The sequence below is a fragment of the Pseudomonas sp. P7779 genome (assembly GCF_013386315.1).
GTDB lineage: Bacteria > Pseudomonadota > Gammaproteobacteria > Pseudomonadales > Pseudomonadaceae > Aquipseudomonas.
The window spans coordinates 44,130-65,685 of sequence record NZ_JACARZ010000017.1; the positions used below are offsets into that span (position 1 = coordinate 44,130).

Consider the following 21,556-nt stretch of genomic DNA (forward strand, 5'->3'; position numbering starts at 1 on the left):
GGATACTCGGGCTGATTGCCGGAGTATCCCGCAACTCATCAAACCCTGAACTGATCCATCAGGCCCTGCTGCTGATTCGCCAGGCTGTTCAACGCCTGGCTGACCCGCGCCGATTCATTCGCCTGTTCGGACAACGACTCCGTCACATCCCGAATCGTCGCCACGTTGTTGTTGATCTCCTCGGCCACCGCACTTTGCTCTTCGGCGGCGCTGGCGATCTGCAGGTTCATGTCGCTGATTACCGTTACCGCATCGCCGATCTGGCGCAAGGCGGTCACGGCCTGGCCCACTTGTTCGACGCTGCCCTGGGCCTGGCGATGGCTGTTGCTCATGGAACCGACCACTTCCTGGGTACCGCTTTGCAGTTGCTCGATCACCAGGCGGGTTTCCTCCACCGACTCCTGGGTACGTCGCGCCAGGTTGCGCACTTCATCGGCGACCACCGCAAAACCACGACCGGCTTCACCCGCACGGGCGGCCTCGATAGCGGCGTTCAGTGCCAGCAGATTGGTCTGCTCGGCGATTGCACGAATCACTTCCAGTACCGAGCCGATCTTCTCGCTGTTGGCCGCCAGTCCTTCAACCTGGGTCATCGCGGTGCTCATATCCGCCGCCAGGTGGCCGATGCTGGTGGTGGTGCGGTCGATCACGGTCAAACCTTCACGCGTCGCCTGATCTGCATCGCGGGCCGCCTGGGCGGCTTGCGCTGCACTGCGGGCGACGTCCTGGGCGGTGGCGCTCATCTCGTGGGAGGCGGTGGCCACCTGGTCGACCTGACGGTATTGCTGCTCCATGCCGGCACTGGTTTCAGTGGCGATGGCGGCCGACTGGTCGGCGGTGCCACGGGCGTCCTGCACTGAGCGTTTGACCTGGGCAATGATCGGCTGCAGCTTGTCGAGGAAGCGGTTGAACCAGCCGGCCAATTCGCCGAGTTCGTCGTGTTTGTCGTAGGCCAGGCGGCGGGTCAGGTCACCTTCGCCACTGGCAATGTCTTCCAGCATGCGTGCCACGCCGAGGATCGGCCGGGTCACGCTGCGGGCCATCAGCCACACCAGCAACAGGCCGACGATTGCTGCCAGCAGGCCCAGGCTCAGTTCCAGCAGGGTGCCCTTGGCGTTATCGGCGTCCAGTTTGGACTTCAGGGCTTCAGCCGGAGCCACCAGGACTTTTTCCGGAACATCCAGCAACACGCCCCACGGCTTGCCATCGGGGATCGGCTGGAACGGCGCGAGCACCTTGAGTTGGTGGTCGGTGCGCACGCTGCGGGTCTGGGTGCTGGTGGAAAGCGAACTGATCAATTGCGCGCCGTTGGCGGTGTCGACGGCATCCAGGCGCTGGCTGAGTTTGCCGGCGTCCGGACTGTAGCCGGCCAGCAGGCCCACCGGGCTGATGATGCTGACGCTGGTCTGGCCGTCGTAGAGTTTCTGGCTGGCGCCCTGGCTGACGGCTTGCAGGCTGTTGAGGTTGATGTCCACCGACAGCGAGGCGATGACTTTGCCGTTGACCATCAGCGGGAAGACGATGCTGGTCATCAGCACCTTTTGCCCATCGATCACATAGAAGTACGGCTCGATCACGCAGGGCTTGAGTGTGGTGCGCGGGCAGGTGAACCAAGCGTTGGCTTTTTCGCCGCTGGGTCCGACGCTGGTGTCGGACATGTCGCTTTCGGGCAGCGACATTGAAGTCAGCTTGCCCGCAGTCGGCTGGGACCAGTACAGCGCAAAGCGGCCCTTGTCGTTGCTGCCCAGCTCTTGCTGGTTGGCGAACAGTTCGTCCTTGCCATCCAGTGCGTTGGCCTCGAATACCAGGGACAGGCCCAGCAGGTCAGGGTTGGCCTGCAGCGCAGCCTTGACCTGGCGGGTCAGGTCTTCGCGCAGGTCGAAGGCATCCAGGAAGCGTTTCTCGGCCTGCTCGCGCAGGAACAACACCTGCCGGGAAAAACCGTGGCCGTATTGATAGGCGTCCATGAACTGCTGGCGAATGCCCAAGGCCTGGACCTCACCCTGGGCTTCGATGCGCGCCTGGGCGGCTTCGTCGAGCATTTCCATACTGGAAGCCTTGACCAGGTCGGAGCTCTGCGCCATGCGGTACAGCGAGAGACCTACCAGCAAGGTCACGATGCCCAGCAGGCAAAGACCGGCCAGCAGGGTAATTTTCCATTGAATGGACAGCTGTCTGAGCGACATGGAGCCTTCCTTAACCTTTCGATACGACAGAGACGATCTGCCTGTATCGGCCGCTCGGAAATTTTCTTTATTCAAACGATCAATTTAAAGCTGTTTGTGTGGCGAGGGGGCTTGTCCCCCGTTGGGCTGCGTAGCGGCCCCAAAAAAAGCGGGAGCGCTGCGCACTCCAACGGGGGACAAGCCCCCTCGCCACAGGACAAGCCCCCTCGCCACAGACAAATCCCCTAACCACTGACAAACCTTCTCCCCACTTTTTTGACAAGGCAGGCCGGGTGCTGCAAAGTGCGCGCCCTCTAATAAAACTCCCTTAAAACCTGGTTTGCGGCAGCCGTTCCCGACAGCAGCCCGGGCAGGTGCGTGCTTTTTTCATGTTTTCTGTCTTGAGGTAACGATGATTAATGCAGTAATCGCCGCGGTCGGCACCATGCTGGTGCTCAGCTTGTCCCGCGTGCATGTGGTGATCGCGATCATTGTCGGCGCCCTGGTGGGTGGCCTGACCGGCGGCCTGGGTATCGACGCGACGCTCAAGGCGTTCAACAGCGGCCTGGGTGGCGGTGCGACGGTGGCGTTGTCCTACGCGCTGCTCGGCGCGTTCGCCGTGGCGATTGCCAAATCCGGCCTGGCTCATGCGCTGGCCGATAAAGCCCTGCTGCTGGTGGATCGCCAGGAAGCCACGGGCGGCAGTCACGTCAAATGGCTGCTGATCGGTCTGCTCTGGGTGGTGGCCATCGCCTCGCAGAACATCCTGCCGATCCACATCGCGTTTATCCCGCTGCTGGTACCGCCGCTTTTATATGTGCTGACCAAACTGCAGCTGGACCGCCGTCTCATCGCCTGCGTCATGACCTTCGGCCTGATCACGCCCTACATGTTTCTGCCGGTGGGCTTCGGCAACATCTTCCTGAATCAGATCCTGCTGGCCAACGTGGCCAAGAGCGGTGTCGACATCAGCCAGGTCAATGTCACCCATGCCATGGGCCTACCGGCGCTGGGCATGGTGGTCGGTTTGCTGGTGGCGGTGTTTGTCAGCTACCGCAAGAAGCGTGTGTACGACCTGGAGAAGATCGAGCGAGTCGAGCAGGTGGCGGTGCACTACAACCCGCTGACCCTGCTGGTGGCCGGCCTGGCGATTGCGGCGGCGTTCATTATCCAGCTGTGGCTGGACTCGATGATCATTGGCGCCCTGGCCGGGTTCCTGATCTTTTCGGTGTCGGGCATCGTGCGCTGGCGCGACACCGATGACCTGTTCACCGAAGGCATGAAGATGATGGCGATGATCGGCTTCATCATGATCGCCTCGTCAGGCTTTGCCGAAGTGCTCAAGGCCACCGGTGAAGTGCAGACACTCGTGCAAGCCTCCGCGGCATTTATCGGCCATAGCCGCGGTGTGGGCGCGCTGCTGATGCTGCTGGTGGGCTTGCTGGTGACCATGGGCATCGGCTCGTCGTTTTCCACGGTGCCGATCCTGGCGGCGATCTTTGTGCCGCTGTGCGTGCAACTGGGCTTCAGCCCGCTGGCGATCGTGTGCATCGTCGGCACGGCCGGGGCATTGGGTGATGCCGGCTCGCCTGCGTCGGACTCCACCCTGGGCCCGACTTCCGGTTTGAACATCGATGGCCAGCACCACCATATCTGGGACACCGTGGTGCCGACCTTCCTGCACTACAACATTCCGCTGCTGGCGTTTGGCTGGTTTGCCGCGATGACGCTCTGACGGGATTGTCCTACAGATTTATTGTAACTAGCCGTTAACCTCTTGAGTTGTCCCTCAAGAGAGAAGAGCCATGCGTCTGAGTCTAAAGGCCAAAGTACTGTCCCTTGCTGTCCTGCCCGTGTTGTTGTTTGCCGTGATCATCAGCCTGACCACGGTGTGGATCCTTCGGGAGCAGGCCCGCAACGAGGTCGAAGAAACCCGTCAGAACCTGCTCAACGATGCCAAGACCACCTTGCGCGGCTACGTCGAGGTGGCGATGACCACCATCAAGCCGCTGTACGACGCTGCCGCCCAAGGCGATACGGCCGCACGGGCGCAAGTGGTCAAGCTGCTGTCCAACACCAGCTATGGCAAGGACGGTTATTTCTTCGGCTACGACTCCGAGACCATTCGCCTGTTCAAGGGCAACAGCCCGGACGGCGTCGGCAAAAGCTTCAAGGACAACCGCGACCCGAACGGCGTCTACGTCAACCGCGACCTGGTGAAAGTCGGCAAGGACGGCACCCACTACCTGCAATACAGCTCGACGCAGCCCGGCCAGACCGAGCTGGTGCCCAAGCTTGGCTACACCGAATACTTGCCCAAGTGGGACATGGTGATCGGTACCTCGGTGAACCTGGACGGCATCGACGCCCAGGTTGCCGAGGTTCAGGCCAAGGTGGAGAAACGCATGGAAGGTGTGCTGCTGAGCATCATCGGCATTGCCGTGGTGGTGCTGTTGGTGATTGCCGCCGTGGGCATGCTGGTGGCCAATACCATCCTGCGGCCGTTGCACCTGATGAAGATCAACCTCGACGACATCGCCGCCGGTGAGGGTGACCTGACCCGCCGCCTGGCCATCACTAGCCAGGACGAGCTTGGCGAACTGGCAGGCTCTTTCAACCGCTTTGTCGACAAGATCCACAGCCTGGTACGCCAGATCACCGAGATGACCTCCCAGCTTACCGGCCTGGTGAGCCAGGTCGCCGAGCAAGCCAACCGCTCGGAAAAGGCCATGGAGCGCCAGCGACACGAGACCGACCAGGTGGCTACCGCGATCAACGAAATGTCCTCCGCGGCCCATGAAGTGGCGCGCAGTGCCCAAGGCGCAGCCGTCGCTGCGCAGCAAACCGACGCCGAAGGCCAGGCCGCGAAAAAAGTCGTAGATGGCAGCATCGCGCAGATTCACGCGCTGGTGAACGACATCCGCAGCAGCGGCGTGTCCCTGGACAGCTTGCAGCAGGATGTGTCGTCGATTGTCAGCGTGCTTGGCGTGATCCGCTCGATTGCCGAACAGACCAACTTGCTCGCCCTCAACGCCGCCATTGAAGCCGCGCGGGCAGGGGAGGCCGGTCGTGGTTTTGCCGTGGTCGCCGACGAAGTACGGGCGTTGGCCAGCCGCACCCAGCAAAGCACCCAGGAGATCCAGGGCATGATCGACCGCCTGCAAAAAGGCACCGAAGCCGCCGTGGAATCCATGCGCCGCTCCAGCGATGCCGGCGACGGCACGTCCGCCCAGGCCAACGAAGCCGGAGCGTCCCTGGACACCATGGCGCAACTGATCGGCACCATCAACTCGATGAACGCGCAGATCGCCAGCGCGGCGGAAGAACAAACCGCCGTGGCCGAAGAGATCAACCGCAGCGTGCATCAGATCGCGGTGGCGGTTGACAGCGTGGCCGATGAAACCCAACAGGGTGCCGAGACCTCTCGCAGCCTGGCGGACCTGGGGCAGCGGTTGGGTCAGTTGGTGGGGCAGTTCAGGATTTGATTGCAGGCTTGAGCCATCGGCAACGTCCCGTTGCCGACGGGCTTGGCTGGATTGATCGATCAGGTCAACAGCGCCAAACGTTCCACCGTCTCCGGAAACTTCGACACCAGCCGAATCAAGGTTGCCGCCTGAGCATTGGGTGTGGCCCGGCCTTGCTCCCAATTTTCCAGGGTCCGGGTGTTGGTGCGCAGGTACATCGCAAACACCGAGCGCGACAGATTGAGTTGTTGACGCACAGCGACTACTTCGTCGGCAGTGAGCGGTGCCAGCTTGCTCAACTGCACCTTGTGGCTGCGCAGCGTTACCTTGCCTTCTCGTTCATCTGCCAGCGCGTCGAAGCCTTCGACCAGTTCGGAAAAGATGTCACGTTTCATAAGATTTTCTCGCTTTGATTTCCCTGTCCAGCAGGTGTTTGAGCGCCGTTTTGTGTTGAGCGCTCAGGTCGTCCTGTTCGTGTTTGCCATAAAGGGTGAACAGCCAGAACTGCGTACCGCCCGACCACCAGTAATAGATGACTCGCAGGCCACCCCGTTTGCCCTTGTTGCGTCGCTCGTCGACAAAGCGCACCTTGCGTAACCCGCCGGTTCCCTCTATCACGTTGCCCGCTTGCGGGTTTCTCATCAACTCTTGTTGAAAGCCGTGAAATAACTCATCACTCAGATAATCCCTGCGGTGCCGCTCAAAGGCCGGCAATTCGATAAATAGAGCATCCATGTTCTGTACGTAGCCTGCGTATAGTTTGGTGGCCCATCTGCGGTGGGTCAAGTGACCCTGCTGTGGGATGTTTCCTAAAACGCAACCACGATACGAGCGACCCAGGCAGGGTGATGCCGGAAGGGGAGGCATCTCGACGAGGAAAATTCCCTTTGTGTGTCAGACAACAAATTAATACGCCAGAAACGCAAAACGGCGCCCGAAGGCGCCGTTTTGCTTGCTGCGTTTAACTAAGCGATCAACCCGCCATCACCGCATGCTGCACCAGGGTGAGCAACGGTTGTGGGTACACACCCAGGAAGAACGCCAGCAGGGCGATTGCCAGCAGCATCACGCCGCCTGCTTTCTGTTCCCAGTGCAACTCGGCGTCCACACGGCGCAGGTTTGGCTCGATCAGGTACAAGGTCACCATCACGCGCAGGTAGTAGAAAACGCCGATGGCGCTGCCCAGTACCAGGGAAGCAACCAACCACCATTCGTGCGCTTCAACACCGGTGGCCACGATGTAGAACTTGCCGATGAAGCCCGCAGTCAGCGGGATACCCGCCAGGGACAGCATCATCACGGTCAGTACGGCGGTCAGGTACGGACGGCGCCAGAACAGGCCGCGGTATTCGTACAGGGCGTCGGCGTCGCGGCCTTTGTAAGGCGAGGACATCAGCGTGATCACACCGAATGCACCCAGGCTTGTGATCACGTAGGTGACCAGGTACACGCCGATGGCTTCCATCGCCAGGCCCTTGCTCGCCACCAGGGCGATCAGCAGGTAACCGAAGTGCGCGATGGACGAATAACCCAGCAGACGCTTGAGGTTGTTCTGGGTCAGCGCCAGCAGGTTACCGAACAGGATCGAGGCGATGGCGATGATGGTCAGCACGTTGCTGAGTACACCGGTGTTGGCCGCAGGAGAGATCTGGAACAGACGCACCATCACGGCAAACACGGCGACTTTCGACGCGGTAGCCAGGAAAGCAGCCACCGGCGCCGGGGCGCCTTCGTACACGTCCGGGGTCCACAGGTGGAACGGCACCAGCGACAGCTTGAACGCCAGGCCGATCAGCATCATGGCCAGGCCCAGTTGGGCAATTGGCGCAGGGCTGCCGGAGGCTGCCAGGGCGTGACCGATACCGCTGAAGCTCAGGCTGCCGGCTTCTGCGTAGAGCAGGGCCATACCGAACAACAGGAATGCCGAACCGGCAGCCGACAGCACCATGTACTTGATGCCGGCTTCCAGGGAGCGCTTGTTGAAGAAGGCATACGCCACCAGGCCGTAGACCGGGATCGACAGCAGTTCCAGGCCGATGAACAAGCCGGCCAGGTGCTGCGCGCTGACCAGCACGATACCACCGGCCGCAGCCAGCAGGATCAGCAGGTACAGCTCTTCGCGGTTGCCCGGGTAGCCGGTGCCGCCTTCGCCGAGGTAGGCGTGGGCGAGCGTGACGCAGGCCAGGGTGGCAACCAGGATCAGCGCGATATACAGCAGCGCGAAGTCATCGACCATCATCAGCGGGGTCACGGCCAGTGGCGCGACCTTGAGTGCCGGGATAATCGACAGCAGGGCCAGGTTCAAGCCCGCACAGGACAGCAGGAACGTTTGCGAGTGATTGCGGCGCCAGGCGATCGCCAGCATCACCACCACGATGGTGAGGCTGGTGATCAGCAGCGGCGCAAGCGCGATAAAGTGTTGGATCGTGAATTCCATAGCGCTCTTACCGGGCCGAAGCGAGTTGAGAGAAGGCGGTGCCGAACCACTGCTGCACGCCATGCATCGTTGCGGCAGAAGTATCCAGGAACGGTTGCGGGTACACGCCGATAAACACCAGCAGTACCGCAAGGCCGAGCACCATGATCAGTTCGCGACCGTCCATGCCGTGCAACACGGTGTCGGACTTGGCCGGACCGAAGTATGCGCGGTGGATCATGATCAGCGAGTAGACCGAACCGAACACCAGGCCAGACGTAGCGATCGCACTGACCCACGGCGTATGCACGAAGGCACCCATCAGGATCAGGAACTCGCCGATGAAGTTGCCGGTACCCGGCAAGCCCAGGGATGCGGCGGCGAAGAACAGGCTGATGGCCGGCAGGTAGGCGATACGTGACCACACGCCACCCATCTCGCGCATGTCACGAGTGTGCAGGCGCTCGTACAGTTGGCCGCTGAGGATAAACAGTGCCGCAGCCGACACACCGTGAGCCAGCATCTGGATCACTGCGCCTTGCAGCGCCAGTTGGCTGCCGGAGTAGATGCCGATCAGTACGAAGCCCATGTGGGAAACGGACGAGAAGGCAATCAGACGCTTGATGTCGGTTTGGGCGAAGGCCAGGAACGCACCGTAGAAGATCCCGATCAGACCAAGGGTCATGGCGATCGGCGCGAACTCGGCCGAGGCATTCGGGAACAGCGGCAGGGCGAAACGCAGCAGGCCGTAGGCCGCCGTCTTCAACAGGATACCGGCCAGGTCGACGGAACCCGCAGTCGGCGCCTGGGCGTGAGCGTCAGGCAACCAGGAGTGGAACGGCACCACCGGCAGCTTCACCGCGAACGCGATGAAGAAGCCCAGCATCAGGATGTACTCGGTGGTCAGGGACATCTTGGTTTTCAACAGGTCGGCGTAGTTGAACGTGATCACGCCCGTGCTGTTGAAGTTGACCAGTACCAGGCCCAGGATCGCCACCAACATGATCAGGCCGGAAGCCTGGGTGAAGATGAAGAACTTGGTCGCCGCGTAGATCCGGGTTTTCTTGCCGTCCGAAGAACTGTGACCCCAGAGCGCGATGAGGAAGTACATCGGCACCAGCATCATTTCCCAGAAGAAGAAGAACATGAACAGGTCGAGGGCGAGGAACACGCCGACAACGCCGCCCAGGATCCACATCAGGTTCAGGTGGAAGAAGCCCACGTGACGCTGGATCTCTTTCCAGGAGCAGAGTACCGAGAGGATACCCAGCAGGCCGGTCAGCAGGATCATCAACAGCGACAGGCCGTCGAGGGCCAGGTGCACGTTGATGCCGAAGCGCTGGATCCACACGTGCTTGAATTCAAGCGCGAAGGTGGGATCGACACCCGGTGCCGGAGCAAATGAATAGTCACCGTGGGCCCACAGCCAGAGGCCGAGCGCGAGTTCCAGGGACATGGTCAGCAACGCAATCCAGCGGGGGAGGGTGGCGCCGAAGCGTTCACCCATCCAGCAGAGCAGGCCGCCGATAAAGGGGATCAGGATTAGCCAGGGCAGAATCATGACGGGCTCGTTTCCTTTCGCAAGTTCGCAAAGTTCGCAATGTGCATAGTCAGACCGCGACCACGATGATGGCGCCGATTACCAGGACGGCACCGGCCGCCATGGAAGCTGCATACCAGCGCAATTGGCCGGTCTCGCTGCGGCTCAGGGCGGTGTGACCGGCCTTGGCGGCACGCGGGATCAAACCGATGGTCTGGTCGAGCGGGTCTTTGCGCAGCACGTGGCTGATCGCAAGGTACGGCTTGACGAACAGTTTGTCGTAGATCCAGTCGAAGCCCCAGGCAGCGAACCACCAGGCCGAAAGGAAGCGGCCAATGCCACTGTTGGCGATGGCGGTGACGAAGCGGCGCTTGCCGAGGAACAGCAGGGCCGCCAGCAGGATACCCGCGATGGCGATGGCGCCCGAGGCGATTTCCAGGCTGTGCTTGGCTGCACCACCGGCATGGCCGGCGCTTTCCGGCAAAACACCGGCCAGTGGCGGGGTGATCATGGCGCCGACGAAGGTCGACAGGATGATCAGCACCGACAGTGGCAGCCAGTGGGAAATGCCATGGCCTGCGTGGGCTTCAGTCTTGGCTTCACCGTGGAACGTGATGAAGATCAGGCGGAAGGTGTACAGCGAGGTCATGAACGCACCTACCAGGCCGGCGTACAGCAGGCCGTGGTTACCGCTGGCAAAGGCTTCCCAGAGGATTTCGTCTTTCGAGTAGAAACCTGCGGTCACCAGTGGCAGGGCCGACAAGGCCGCGCCGCCGACGATGAAGCTGGCGTAGGCCAACGGCAGTTTCTTCCACAGGCCGCCCATCTTGAAGATGTTCTGCTCGTGGTGGCAGGCAACGATCACCGCACCGGAAGCAAGGAACAGCAGGGCCTTGAAGAAGGCGTGGGTCATCAGGTGGAAGATCGCGCCGTCCCAGGCGCCAACGCCCAGGGCCAGGAACATGTAGCCGATCTGGCTCATGGTCGAGTAGGCGAGGATACGCTTGATGTCGGTTTGAACCAGGGCAGCAAAACCTGCCAGTACCAGGGTCACGCCACCCACCAGGCCCACCAGGTGCAGAATCTCCGGTGCCAGGGTGAACAGGCCGTGGGTACGGGCAATCAGGTAGACACCGGCGGTTACCATGGTCGCGGCATGGATCAGTGCCGAAACCGGGGTAGGACCGGCCATCGCATCCGCCAGCCAGGTTTGCAGCGGCAGTTGCGCGGATTTACCGACAGCGCCACCCAGCAGCATCAGGGTCGCCAGGGTGATCCAGAAGTCGCCGACCTGGAATTTCTGCGGTGCCAGCACCAGCAGTTCCTGGATGTTCAGCGTGCCCACCTGTTGGAACAGGATGAACAGGCCGATGGCCATGAACACGTCACCGATCCGGGTCACGATAAAGGCTTTGAGTGCGGCGTTACCGTTGTTGCGGTTGCTGTAGTAGAAACCGATCAACAGGTACGAGCACAGGCCCACGCCTTCCCAGCCGAAGTACAGGAACAACAGGTTATCGCCCAGCACCAGGAACAGCATGCTGGCGATAAACAGGTTGGTGTAGGCGAAGAAGCGCGAGTAACCGGCTTCACCGCGCATGTACCAGGACGCGAACAGGTGGATCAGGAAGCCCACACCCACCACCACGCCGAGCATGGTGATCGACAGGCCGTCGACGTAGAGGGCGAAGTTGGGCTTGAAGCCCTCCACCGACATCCACTGCCACAACACCAGGGTGTAGTGACCGCCTTCAGGCGGTGCGACGTTGAATTGCCAGATGACGTAGGCGGCGACAATTGCCGACAGGCCAATGGAACCCACGCCGACCAGGGCCGAGAGGTTTTCCGACCAGCGTCCACGGGAGAACGACAGCAGCAGGAAACCGATCAGGGGAAATACGAAAGTCAGAAAGATCATGTTCATCCGCGCATCTCACTGGCAGCGTCGATATCAAGCGTGTGGAAGCGACGATACAGTTGCAGCAGGATCGCCAGGCCAATACTGGCCTCGGCGGCTGCCAGGCTGATCACCAGGATGAACATCACTTGTCCATCCGGCTGGCCCCAACGGCTACCGGCCACGATGAACGCGAGTGCCGCGGCGTTCATCATGATTTCCAGGCTCATCAACACGAACAGAATGTTGCGGCGAACCATCAGGCCGACCAGGCCAAGGCAGAACAGGATGCCGGCGACCGCCAGACCATGCTCCAAAGGGATAGCAGGCATCGTCATTGCTCCTTGGCTTCGTTGCGGCCCAAGTGGAAGGCGGTGATGGCTGCAGCGAGCAGCAGCATCGAAGCCAGTTCGACCACCAGCAGGTACGGGCCGAACAGGCTGATGCCCACGGCTTTCGCGTCTACGGTGGTGTGGCCGATGGCCTGGCCGCTCTGGTGAGCGAACAGCACATACAGCAGTTCACCCAGCAGCAGGGCTGCGAGGATCACCGGGCCGAGCCAGATGCCGGGCTTGAGCCAGACGCGTTCCTGGGCGACAGACGCCGGCCCCAGGTTGAGCATCATCACCACAAACACGAACAGCACCATGATGGCGCCGGCGTAGGCGATCACTTCCAGCACACCGGCGAACGGTGCGCCGAGGCTGAAGAAGGTCATGGCCACGGCGATCAGCGAAATGATCAGGTAGAGCAGGGCGTGCACGGGGTTAGTGTTGGTGATCACGCGAAGCGTGGACACCACTGCAATACCCGATGCGAAATAGAAAGCGAATTCCATCTTTCTTCCTTAAGGCAGCAAGCTCTTCACGTTGATCGGCTCGGCTTCGTTTTGTGCGGCGCCCTTCGGCTTACCGGCAACGGCCATACCTGCAACACGATAGAAGTTGTAATCAGGGTTTTTACCGGGACCAGAGATCAGCAGATCTTCTTTCTCGTACACCAGGTCCTGACGTTTGAACTCGGCCATCTCGAAATCCGGTGTCAGCTGGATCGCGGTGGTCGGGCAAGCTTCCTCGCAGAGGCCGCAGAAAATGCAGCGCGAGAAGTTGATGCGGAAGAAGTCCGGGTACCAGCGACCGTCTTCGGTTTCAGCTTTCTGCAGCGAGATGCAACCCACCGGGCACGCCACGGCGCACAGGTTGCAGGCCACGCAGCGCTCTTCGCCGTCGGGGTCGCGGGTCAGGACAATGCGGCCGCGATAACGCGGCGGCAGGTACACCGCTTCTTCCGGGTATTGCAGGGTGTCGCGTTTGCGAAAGCCGTGACCGAACACCATCACCAGGCTTCGCAACTGGGTACCGGTACCCTTAACGATGTCGCCAATATATTTGAACATGGGTCAAATCCTCACTGAACCGCGCCCGCTGGCGTGTTCAACAACACAACGGCAGCAGTCACCAGCAAATTGATCAGGGTCAGCGGCAGGCAGAATCGCCAGCTGAAATCCATCACCTGGTCATACCGTGGACGCGGGATGGAAGCGCGCAGCAGGATGAACAGCATGATGAAGAACGCGGTCTTCAGGAAGAACCAGAAGAACGCCAGCTGCGGCAGGATGCCGAACGGACCGTGCCAGCCGCCGAAGAACAGCGTGACCAGCAGGGCCGAGATCAAGATGATGCCGATGTATTCACCAACGAAAAACATGCCCCATTTCATGCCGGCGTATTCAATGTGGTAACCGTCGGCTAGTTCCTGTTCCGCTTCCGGCTGGTCGAACGGGTGACGGTGAGTCACGGCGACGCCAGCGATGAAGAACGTACAGAAGCCGAAGAACTGCGGAATGATGAACCACAGGTTCTGCGCCTGGTACTCGACGATGTCGCGCATGTTGAACGAGCCCACCTGCACCACGATGCCCATCAGCGCGAGGCCCATGAACACTTCGTAGGACACGGTCTGGGCCGAAGCCCGCAAGCTGCCCAGCAGGGCGAACTTGTTGTTGCTCGACCAACCGGCGAACAGCACCGCGTAGACCGACAGGCCGGCCATGGCGAAGAAGAACAGCAAGCCGATGTTCAGGTCCGCCACGCCCCAGGTCGGGGTGATCGGGATGATTGCGAAGGCAATCAGCAAGGCGCTCATGGCCACGACCGGTGCCAGGGTGAAGATCACCTTGTCGGCAAACGGCGGGGTCCAGTCTTCCTTGAAGAACATTTTCAGCATGTCGGCGGCGATCTGGAACATACCAAACGGGCCAACGCGGTTCGGACCGTAACGGTCCTGCCACCAGCCCAGCAGGCGACGTTCGACGAAGCTGAGCAGGGCGCCCGCCACGACCACGGCCAACAGGATCACGATGGCCTTGACCACCGCGATGATCACGTCGATCACTTCAGGGGTGAACCAGGTCATTGAGCTGCCTCCTGCAGACCGTCAACGGTGAGGCCGAAGATCGCCGGAGGAATCCCCGCGAGGCCTTTTGGCAATGCAACCAGGCCAGCACCCAACTCTTCGTCGATCCGCAGCGGCAGACGCAGGGTCTTGCCGGCGACGTTCACGCTGAGCAGGGCACCGTCGTTGACGCCCAGGCGGTCGGCTTCGGACTTGGCTACGGACACGTAGGCGGCTGGAATGCGCTCTTGTACCGGCGCGGCTTTGGAAGAGGTTTCTTCGCTGCCGAACAGGTGGAAGAACGGCACAACCTGCCAAGTGCCCTGGGCCGGGTTGAACGGACGCGGAACACTGGTGAACCAGTTCAGCGAGTCGCCGGTGCTTTCGATCAGGCGGGTGCCCGGGTCGCCAGCGCGGATGTGACCACCGACTTCGTCCTGGAACTTGTTCCAGGCTTGCGGCGAGTTCCAGCCCGGCGACCAGGCAAATGGCACCTGCTGACGTGGCTCGACCGAACCCGAGTAACCTTCCATGGAGAAGGCAAACGCGGTGTCGTTGTCTTGCGGTGTACGTGGCTCATGCACGCTGATGTCAGCCCGCATGGCGGTACGGCCGGAGTAACGCAACGGTTCACGGGCGAGTTTCATGCCCTTGATGCGGAACGCGGCGGACGGTGCAGCGTCGACGATGCGTGCCAGTTGCGGTGCAGCGGCAGCGGCGGCAGCGGTCACGTGGTCGAGCTGGGTCCAGTCGATCGGCTGGTTCAGCAGGGTGGCGCGCAGGGCATGCAGCCAGCGCCAGCCTTCGTGAACCAGGATGCTGGCGTCCATGTACTTCGGATCGAACACCTGGAAGAAGCGCTGGGCGCGGCCTTCCTGGCTGACCAGGGTACCGTCGCCTTCAGCAAAGCTGGCGGCGGGCAGTACCAGGTGGGCACGGTCGCTGGTGGCGGTTTTCTGGTGGTCGGCAACGATCACCACTTTGGCCGCGTTCAGCGCTGCGTCGACCTTGGCCGAATCAGTGCGGGTGTACAGGTCGTTTTCCAGTACCACGATCGCATCGGCGCTGCCGTCGGTCACGGCTTGCAGGGCGGCGTCCAGGGACTCGCCACCGAGCATGGCCAGGCCGAGGCTGTTGGCCTCTGGCACGATCAGGCTGATGGAACCGTTCTTCTCGCGCAGCTTCAAGGCTTTGGCGATGTTGGCCGCGGCTTCGATCAGCGCCTTGGAACCCAGCGAGGTGCCGGCGATGATCAATGGACGCTTGGCGGCCAGCAGGGCGTCGGCGATGCGCTTGGCCAGTTCAGCGGCTTCAGCGTCCAGGCCTTCTACGGCAGGCGCGCTGGCGTCGAGGGCGTGGGCCACGGCGAAACCGATGCGGGCCAGGTCGTCAGGCGCGGCGTGTACGCATTCTTCTGCGATGTCGTCGAGCTTGGTGGCGGTCAGGCTGGCGATAAACAGCGGGTTCAGCGCGTGCTGGCCGATGTTTTTCACAGCAGCGTCGAGCCAAGGCTGGACGCGCATGGCGTCGGCCATGTCTTCGGCCTTGCCTTTTACCGACTGGCGCAGGGACAGGGCGACACGGGCAGCGGTCTGGGTCAGGTCTTCACCGAGGACGAAGATCGCGTCATGGTCTTCGATGTCGCGCATGTTCGGAACCGGCAGCGGGCTGTCGTTCAAGACTTGCAGCACGAGGCGGATGCGCTCCAGTTCACCGGCTTCGATACCCGAGTAGAAGTGCTCGGCACCCACCAGTTCGCGCAACGCGTAGTTGCTTTCGAGGCTGGCGCGGGGCGAACCGATACCGACGATGTTGCGACCGCGCAGCAGGTCAGCGGCTTTATCCAGTGCTTCGTCGAGGCTCAACTTGGCGCCGTCGGCCAGCAGTGGCTGACGTGGGCGGTCTTCGCGGTTGACGTAGCCATAGCCGAAACGGCCACGGTCGCACAGGAAGTACTGGTTGACCGAACCGTTGAAGCGGTTTTCGATCCGACGCAGTTCGCCGTAGCGCTCACCCGGGGAGATGTTGCAACCGCTGGAGCAGCCATGGCAGATGCTCGGCGAGAACTGCATGTCCCACTTGCGGTTGTAGCGCTCGGAGTGAGTCTTGTCGGTGAACACACCGGTCGGGCAGACCTCGGTGAGGTTGCCGGAGAATTCACTTTCCAGGGTGCCGTCTTCAACGCGACCGAAGTACACGTTGTCGTGGGCGCCAAACACACCGAGGTCGGTACCGCCGGCGTAGTCCTTATAGAAGCGCACGCAGCGGTAGCAAGCGATGCAGCGGTTCATCTCGTGGGAGATGAACGGGCCCAGTTGCTGGTTCTGGTGAGTACGCTTGGTGAAGCGATACCGGCGCTCGTTGTGGCCGGTCATCACGGTCATGTCTTGCAGGTGGCAGTGGCCGCCTTCCTCACACACAGGGCAGTCGTGCGGGTGGTTGGTCATCAGCCATTCGACGACGCTGGCGCGAAACACTTTCGCTTCTTCGTCTTCGATGGAGATCCAGCTGCCGTCGGTGGCAGGGGTCATGCAGGACATCACGATACGACCACGGGTGTCGTTCTCGTCGGTGTACTGCTTGACCGCGCACTGGCGGCAAGCGCCAACGCTGCCAAGGGCGGGGTGCCAGCAGAAATATGGAATGTCGAGGCCTAGCGACAGACACGCCTGTAACAGGTTGTCTGCCCCATCGACTTCGAGCTCTTTGCCGTCTACGTGGATAGTGGCCATGGTTCAAAGTTCTTCGTTGGCCCGGTGTCAGCGGGCGTGGCTAATGGAATCTTGTTATTCATGTGCATCAACACAGCCTTGAAGGCGTCAGCACATGAGAAAGCGAAGGGCACGGACCCTTCGCCTTTTTAAGCGTTACGCGCCGACTACGATCGGCCTTGCCAGAGGCGGGACGGCGGCGCTGGTAGGCGCGATGCCGGCTTCGAACTCCGAGCGGAAGTATTTGATCGCGCTGCCCAATGGCTCCACGGCGCCCGGTGCGTGAGCACAGAAGGTCTTGCCTGGGCCGAGGAAACCGACCAGACCCAGCAGGGTCTCGATGTCGCCCTCGCGGCCTTCGCCGTTTTCCAGGGCCATCAGCAGCTTGACGCTCCATGGCAAACCGTCGCGGCACGGGGTGCAGAAGCCACAGGATTCGCGGGAGAAGAATTGCTCCATGTTGCGCAGCAACGACACCATGTTCACGGTGTTGTCCACGGCCATGGCCAGGCCGGTACCCATACGGGTGCCCACCTTGCCGATGCCGCCGGCGTACATTTGAGCGTCCAGGTGTTCTGGCAACAGGAAGCCGGTACCGGCGCCGCCTGGCTGCCAGGCCTTGAGGGTGTAGCCATCGCGCATGCCGCCGGCGTAGTCCTCGAACAGCTCGCGTGCGGTCACGCCGAAAGGCAGTTCCCACAGGCCCGGGTTCTTGACCTTGCCGGAGAAGCCCATGAGCTTGGTGCCCATGTCTTCGCTGCCTTCGCGGGCCAACGATTTGTACCACTCCACGCCGTCGCCGATGATTGCCGGCACGTTGCACAGGGTTTCAACGTTGTTCACGCAGGTCGGCTTGCCCCACACGCCCACGGCGGCAGGGAAGGGCGGCTTGGAACGCGGGTTGGCGCGGCGGCCTTCGAGGGAGTTGATCAGTGCGGTTTCTTCACCGCAGATATAACGCCCTGCGCCGGTGTGCACGAACAGTTCGAAGTCGAAACCCGAACCAAGGATGTTCTTGCCCAGCAGGCCAGCGGCCTTGGCTTCTTCCACGGCACGGTTCAGGTGCTTGGCGGCGGTGGTGTATTCGCCACGCAGGAAGATGTAGCCGCGGTAGGTTTTCAGCGCGCGGGCACTGATCAGCATGCCTTCGATCAGCAGATGGGGCAGTTGCTCCATCAGCATGCGGTCTTTCCAGGTGTTCGGCTCCATTTCATCCGCGTTGCACAGCAGGTAGCGGATGTTGATGGATTCGTCTTTCGGCATCAGGCCCCACTTGACACCCGTGGGGAAGCCTGCACCGCCGCGGCCCTTAAGGCCTGCGTCCTTCACGGTCTGGACGATGTCGTCCTGGGCCATGTCGGCAAAGGCTTTGCGCGCGGCCGCGTAACCGTTCTTGGCCTGGTACTCGTCAAGCCATACAGGCTCGCCGTCGTCACGCAGGCGCCAGGTCAGCGGGTGAGTCTCGGCCGACCGCTTGATGCGGTTGGCAGGACCGAAGGAAGTCAGGGTCATGGGTAGCCCTCGAGCAATTGGGTGACGCCAGCAGGCTGCACGTCGCCGAATGTGTCGTCGTCGATCATCAACGCCGGCGCCTTGTCACAGTTGCCCAGGCAGCACACCGGCAGCAGCGTGAAGCGCCCGTCCGGAGTGGTTTGGCCCAGGCCGATGCCCAGCTTGCTCTGGATCTCGCTGACCACGGACTCGTGGCCACCGATGTAGCAGACCATGCTGTCGCACACGCGAATGATGTGGCGGCCGACCGGCTGGCGGAAGATCTGGCTGTAGAACGTCGCCACGCCTTCAACGTCGCTGGCGGGGATGCCGAGGATCTCGCCGATGGCGTAGAGGGCGCCGTCCGGCACCCAGCCACGTTCCTTCTGGACGATCTTCAAGGCTTCGATCGACGCCGCGCGCGGGTCTTCGTAGTGATGCAGCTCGTGCTCGATGGCCGAGCGCTCGGTTTCACTCAAGGTGAAACGGTCTGTCTGGATAAGCGTGCTATTCATGCTTAGCGGTCCACGTCGGCCATAACGAAATCGATACTACCCAGGTACGCAATCAAGTCCGCGACCATTTCACCTTTGATCACCGAAGGGATCTGCTGCAGGTGCGGGAAGCTTGGCGTGCGAATCCGGGTGCGGTAGCTCATGGTGCCGCCATCGCTCGTCAGGTAATAACTGTTGATACCCTTGGTCGCTTCGATCATCTGGAAGGACTCGTTGGCCGGCATTACCGGGCCCCACGAAACCTGCAGGAAGTGCGTGATCAGGGTTTCGATGTGTTGCAGCGTGCGCTCTTTCGGCGGCGGCGTGGTCAGCGGGTGATCCGCCTTGTACGGGCCTTCCGGCATGTTGCGCATGCACTGTTCGATGATCTTCAGGCTCTGGCGCATTTCTTCGACGCGCACGATGCAGCGGTCGTAGGCATCGCCGTTGGCCGCCAGCGGCACTTCGAATTCGAAGTTCTGGTAGCCGGAGTACGGGCGTGCTTTACGCAGGTCGAAATCGCAACCGGTGGAACGCAGGCCAGCACCGGTGACGCCCCATTCCAGGGCCTCTTTGGTGTTGTACTGGGCGACGCCGATGGTCCGGCCCTTGAGGATGCTGTTGTCCAGGGCGGCTTTCTGGTACTCGTCCAGACGCTTGGGCATCCAGTCGATGAATTCCTTGACCAGGCGTTCCCAGCCACGTGGCAGGTCGTGGGCGACGCCGCCGATGCGGTACCAGGCCGGGTGCAGGCGGAAACCGGTGATGGCTTCGATGACCTTGTACGCACGCTGACGGTCGGTGAAGGTGAAGAACACCGGGGTCATGGCGCCGACGTCCTGGATATAGGTACCCAGGAACAGCAGGTGGCTGGTGATCCGGAAGAACTCGGCCATCATGATGCGGATGGTGTCGACCTTGTCCGGCACCTTGATGCCGGCCAGCTTCTCGACCGAGAGCACGTACGGCAGGTTGTTCATCACGCCGCCGAGGTAGTCGATACGGTCGGTGTACGGGATGAAGCTGTGCCACGACTGACGCTCGGCCATCTTCTCGGCACCACGGTGGTGGTAGCCGATGTCCGGTACGCAGTCGACGATTTCTTCGCCGTCCAGTTGCAGGATGATGCGGAAGGCACCGTGAGCCGAAGGGTGGTTCGGGCCCAGGTTGAGGAACATGTAGTCCTCGTTGGTGCCGGAGCGCTTCATGCCCCAGTCTTCCGGACGGAAGCGCGCAGCCTCTTCTTCAAGCTGTTGCTTGGCGAGGGTCAGGCTGAATGGATCGAATTCGGTGGCGCGGGCAGGGAAGTCCTTGCGCAGCGGGTGACCTTCCCAGGTCGGCGGCATCATGATGCGCGACAGGTGCGGGTGGCCCGGGAAATCGATGCCGAACATGTCCCACACTTCACGCTCGTACCAGTTGGCGTTGGGCCAGATACCGGTCACGGTCGGAACGCTCAGGTCGCTCTCGGAGAGGGCCACCTTGATCATCACGTCGCTGTTACGTTCCAGCGACATCAAGTGGTAGAACACGGTGAAGTCGGCGCCGCTCGGCAGCCCCTGGCGCTTGGTGCGCAGGCGCTCGTCCACGCCATGCAGGTCATAGAGCATGACGTACGGCTTGGGCAGGTTGCGCAGGAAGCTCAGGACTTCGACGAGCCTGGCACGCGCCACCCACAGCACCGGCATGCCGGTGCGTGTGGCCTGGGCGGTGAAGGCGTCAGGGCCAAAACGGTTGTTGAGTTCGACGACCACATCCTGGTCGTCTGCCTTATAAGGCGGGATGTACAGAGCACTGCCTGTAGTCATGGTTTTTTATCGCTTTCGGTCAACGTAAAGAATGAAGCCAGGTTTTCGTTCTATAAAAGAAGCGGTTCTGGATCAGACTTCGTCGGGGCTGCGCAGGTTGGTTACCTGAATACGCTGTTCGCGGCGCTGTTCCTTTTGTGACGGCATCTCGGCGCGGTATACGCCTTGATCTCCGACAACCCAGGAAAGTGGACGACGCTCCTTGCCAATCGATTCCTGCAACAGCATCAAGCCTTGCAGAAATGCTTCAGGGCGGGGCGGGCAGCCAGGCACGTAGACGTCCACGGGCAGGAACTTGTCCACCCCCTGAACCACGGAGTAGATGTCGTACATGCCACCGGAGTTGGCGCACGAACCCATGGAGATAACCCACTTTGGCTCGAGCATTTGCTCGTAGAGACGCTGAATGATCGGCGCCATCTTGATAAAGCAGGTACCGGCGATAACCATGAAATCCGCCTGACGCGGCGATGCCCGGATAACTTCGGCGCCAAAGCGCGCGATGTCGTGGGGCGCCGTGAAGGCGGTGGTCATTTCCACGTAGCAGCAGGACAGACCGAAGTTGTACGGCCACAGGGAGTTTTTACGTCCCCAGTTGACCGCGCCACTCAGCACGTCTTCCAGCTTGCCCATGTAGATGTTTTTGTGGACTTGGTCTTCTAACGGGTCGGAAACGGTTTCCCGTTCGCCGATTGGGTACTGCTCGTTAGGAGCATCCGGGTCGATCCTGGTGAGATTGTATTGCATCGCCAAAGCCTCATTGTTTCAGCTTCGCTTGCCGCTTGCGACGAGCTTCCGGAGCCCAGTCAAGGGCGCCCACTCGAAATAGGTAGACAAGGCCTGCCAACAGAATTGCTATGAAAACGAGGGCTTCGACGAATCCGGTCCAGCCGCTTTCGCGGACGGACACAGACCAGGCAAAGAGAAAAAGGGCTTCGATGTCGAAGATCACGAAGAGCATCGCGACCAGATAGAATTTGGCTGAGAGCCGCAAGCGGGCGCCACCTGTAGGTAGCATGCCGGACTCGAACGGTTCGTTTTTGCTGCGGCCCCAGGCTTTTGACCCGAGGAGGCTGGAGACGCCGAGCATGAAGGCGCAAAGGCCGACTACACCGAGGAGGAAAATGGCAAAGCCCCAGTTGTGGGCCATGAGTCCTGTCGCTTCGGTCATGCTGG

Annotated in this window: 18 protein-coding genes and 2 pseudogenes; 3 read left to right on the plus strand and 17 right to left on the minus strand. The window is 61.3% G+C overall.

Going from position 1 to position 21,556, the window contains the following annotated elements; genetic code table 11:
* Nucleotides 1-38: 38 nt before the first annotated feature.
* Nucleotides 39-794 carry a methyl-accepting chemotaxis protein gene (locus HX869_RS31785; protein ID WP_371132963.1) on the minus strand — a complete coding sequence of 252 codons (756 nt, stop codon included), beginning with the start codon at nt 792-794 and terminating at the stop codon, nt 39-41.
* A 102-nt stretch (nt 795-896) separates the two neighbouring features.
* Nucleotides 897-2,186 (minus strand): annotated as a pseudogene (locus tag HX869_RS31790) (HAMP domain-containing protein); the annotation flags it as partial.
* 394 nt (nt 2,187-2,580) lie between these two features.
* On the opposite strand from HX869_RS31790, the gene HX869_RS05785 reads away from it, so the two are divergent.
* The 3 genes and pseudogenes from HX869_RS05785 to HX869_RS31800 all read left to right on the plus strand — a co-directional run bounded on the left by HX869_RS05785 (nt 2,581) and on the right by HX869_RS31800 (nt 5,650).
* Nucleotides 2,581-3,900, plus strand: a complete 1,320-nt coding sequence (locus HX869_RS05785; RefSeq protein ID WP_161635727.1) for a Na+/H+ antiporter family protein — start codon at nt 2,581-2,583, stop codon at nt 3,898-3,900.
* A gap of 70 nt (nt 3,901-3,970) precedes the next feature.
* Nucleotides 3,971-4,792: pseudogene (locus HX869_RS31795) on the plus strand (cache domain-containing protein); the annotation flags it as partial.
* Between the two features lie 102 nt (nt 4,793-4,894).
* Nucleotides 4,895-5,650 carry a methyl-accepting chemotaxis protein gene (locus tag HX869_RS31800; protein WP_371132964.1) on the plus strand — a complete coding sequence of 252 codons (756 nt, stop codon included), beginning with the start codon at nt 4,895-4,897 and terminating at the stop codon, nt 5,648-5,650.
* Between the two features lie 59 nt (nt 5,651-5,709).
* Here HX869_RS31800 and HX869_RS05795 read toward each other — a convergent pair whose 3' ends face one another.
* The 15 genes from HX869_RS05795 to HX869_RS05865 form a co-directional block, all read right to left on the minus strand.
* Nucleotides 5,710-6,024: a DNA-binding transcriptional regulator gene (locus HX869_RS05795; protein ID WP_003219555.1), complete on the minus strand. Its 315-nt coding sequence runs from the start codon at nt 6,022-6,024 to the stop codon at nt 5,710-5,712.
* The gene (locus HX869_RS05800; protein WP_032899042.1) at nt 6,014-6,364 is read right to left on the minus strand and encodes a toxin; all 351 of its coding nucleotides are present in this window, start codon (nt 6,362-6,364) and stop codon (nt 6,014-6,016) included. The genes HX869_RS05795 and HX869_RS05800 overlap by 11 nt, the downstream gene beginning before the upstream one ends.
* A gap of 238 nt (nt 6,365-6,602) precedes the next feature.
* Nucleotides 6,603-8,066, minus strand: a complete 1,464-nt coding sequence (gene nuoN, locus HX869_RS05805; protein ID WP_003219557.1) for an NADH-quinone oxidoreductase subunit NuoN — start codon at nt 8,064-8,066, stop codon at nt 6,603-6,605.
* A 7-nt stretch (nt 8,067-8,073) separates the two neighbouring features.
* Nucleotides 8,074-9,606 carry an NADH-quinone oxidoreductase subunit M gene (gene nuoM, locus HX869_RS05810; protein WP_003219558.1) on the minus strand — a complete coding sequence of 511 codons (1,533 nt, stop codon included), beginning with the start codon at nt 9,604-9,606 and terminating at the stop codon, nt 8,074-8,076.
* Between the two features lie 49 nt (nt 9,607-9,655).
* A complete protein-coding gene (gene nuoL, locus HX869_RS05815; RefSeq protein ID WP_003219559.1) occupies nt 9,656-11,509 on the minus strand; it encodes an NADH-quinone oxidoreductase subunit L in 1,854 nt (617 codons plus the stop codon).
* A complete protein-coding gene (gene nuoK, locus HX869_RS05820; RefSeq protein WP_003219560.1) occupies nt 11,506-11,814 on the minus strand; it encodes an NADH-quinone oxidoreductase subunit NuoK in 309 nt (102 codons plus the stop codon). The genes nuoL and nuoK overlap by 4 nt, the downstream gene beginning before the upstream one ends.
* A gap of 2 nt (nt 11,815-11,816) precedes the next feature.
* The gene (gene nuoJ, locus HX869_RS05825; RefSeq protein WP_003219561.1) at nt 11,817-12,320 is read right to left on the minus strand and encodes an NADH-quinone oxidoreductase subunit J; all 504 of its coding nucleotides are present in this window, start codon (nt 12,318-12,320) and stop codon (nt 11,817-11,819) included.
* Nucleotides 12,321-12,329: 9 nt separating this feature from the next.
* On the minus strand, nt 12,330-12,878 hold the full coding sequence (gene nuoI / locus HX869_RS05830) for an NADH-quinone oxidoreductase subunit NuoI (RefSeq protein ID WP_003174725.1): 549 nt from the start codon (nt 12,876-12,878) through the stop codon (nt 12,330-12,332).
* 11 nt (nt 12,879-12,889) lie between these two features.
* Nucleotides 12,890-13,897 (minus strand): NADH-quinone oxidoreductase subunit NuoH, encoded by a 1,008-nt coding sequence (gene nuoH / locus HX869_RS05835; protein WP_003219563.1) that lies wholly within the window; start codon nt 13,895-13,897, stop codon nt 12,890-12,892.
* Nucleotides 13,894-16,608, minus strand: coding sequence for an NADH-quinone oxidoreductase subunit NuoG (gene nuoG, locus HX869_RS05840; protein ID WP_178902859.1), 2,715 nt, complete (start codon nt 16,606-16,608; stop codon nt 13,894-13,896). Before nuoG ends, nuoH begins: the two co-directional genes overlap by 4 nt.
* A 135-nt stretch (nt 16,609-16,743) precedes the next feature.
* A complete protein-coding gene (nuoF, locus tag HX869_RS05845) occupies nt 16,744-18,099 on the minus strand; it encodes an NADH-quinone oxidoreductase subunit NuoF (protein ID WP_003219566.1) in 1,356 nt (451 codons plus the stop codon).
* Nucleotides 18,096-18,593 carry an NADH-quinone oxidoreductase subunit NuoE gene (nuoE, locus tag HX869_RS05850; protein WP_003219568.1) on the minus strand — a complete coding sequence of 166 codons (498 nt, stop codon included), beginning with the start codon at nt 18,591-18,593 and terminating at the stop codon, nt 18,096-18,098. The genes nuoF and nuoE overlap by 4 nt, the downstream gene beginning before the upstream one ends.
* A gap of 2 nt (nt 18,594-18,595) precedes the next feature.
* Nucleotides 18,596-20,380 carry an NADH-quinone oxidoreductase subunit C/D gene (nuoC, locus tag HX869_RS05855; protein WP_003219570.1) on the minus strand — a complete coding sequence of 595 codons (1,785 nt, stop codon included), beginning with the start codon at nt 20,378-20,380 and terminating at the stop codon, nt 18,596-18,598.
* Between the two features lie 72 nt (nt 20,381-20,452).
* Nucleotides 20,453-21,127, minus strand: coding sequence for an NADH-quinone oxidoreductase subunit B family protein (locus HX869_RS05860; RefSeq protein WP_003219572.1), 675 nt, complete (start codon nt 21,125-21,127; stop codon nt 20,453-20,455).
* A gap of 10 nt (nt 21,128-21,137) precedes the next feature.
* Entirely contained in the window at nt 21,138-21,551 is a 414-nt protein-coding gene (locus tag HX869_RS05865) for an NADH-quinone oxidoreductase subunit A (protein WP_003219575.1), read from the minus strand.
* Between the last annotated feature and the right edge of the window lie 5 nt (nt 21,552-21,556).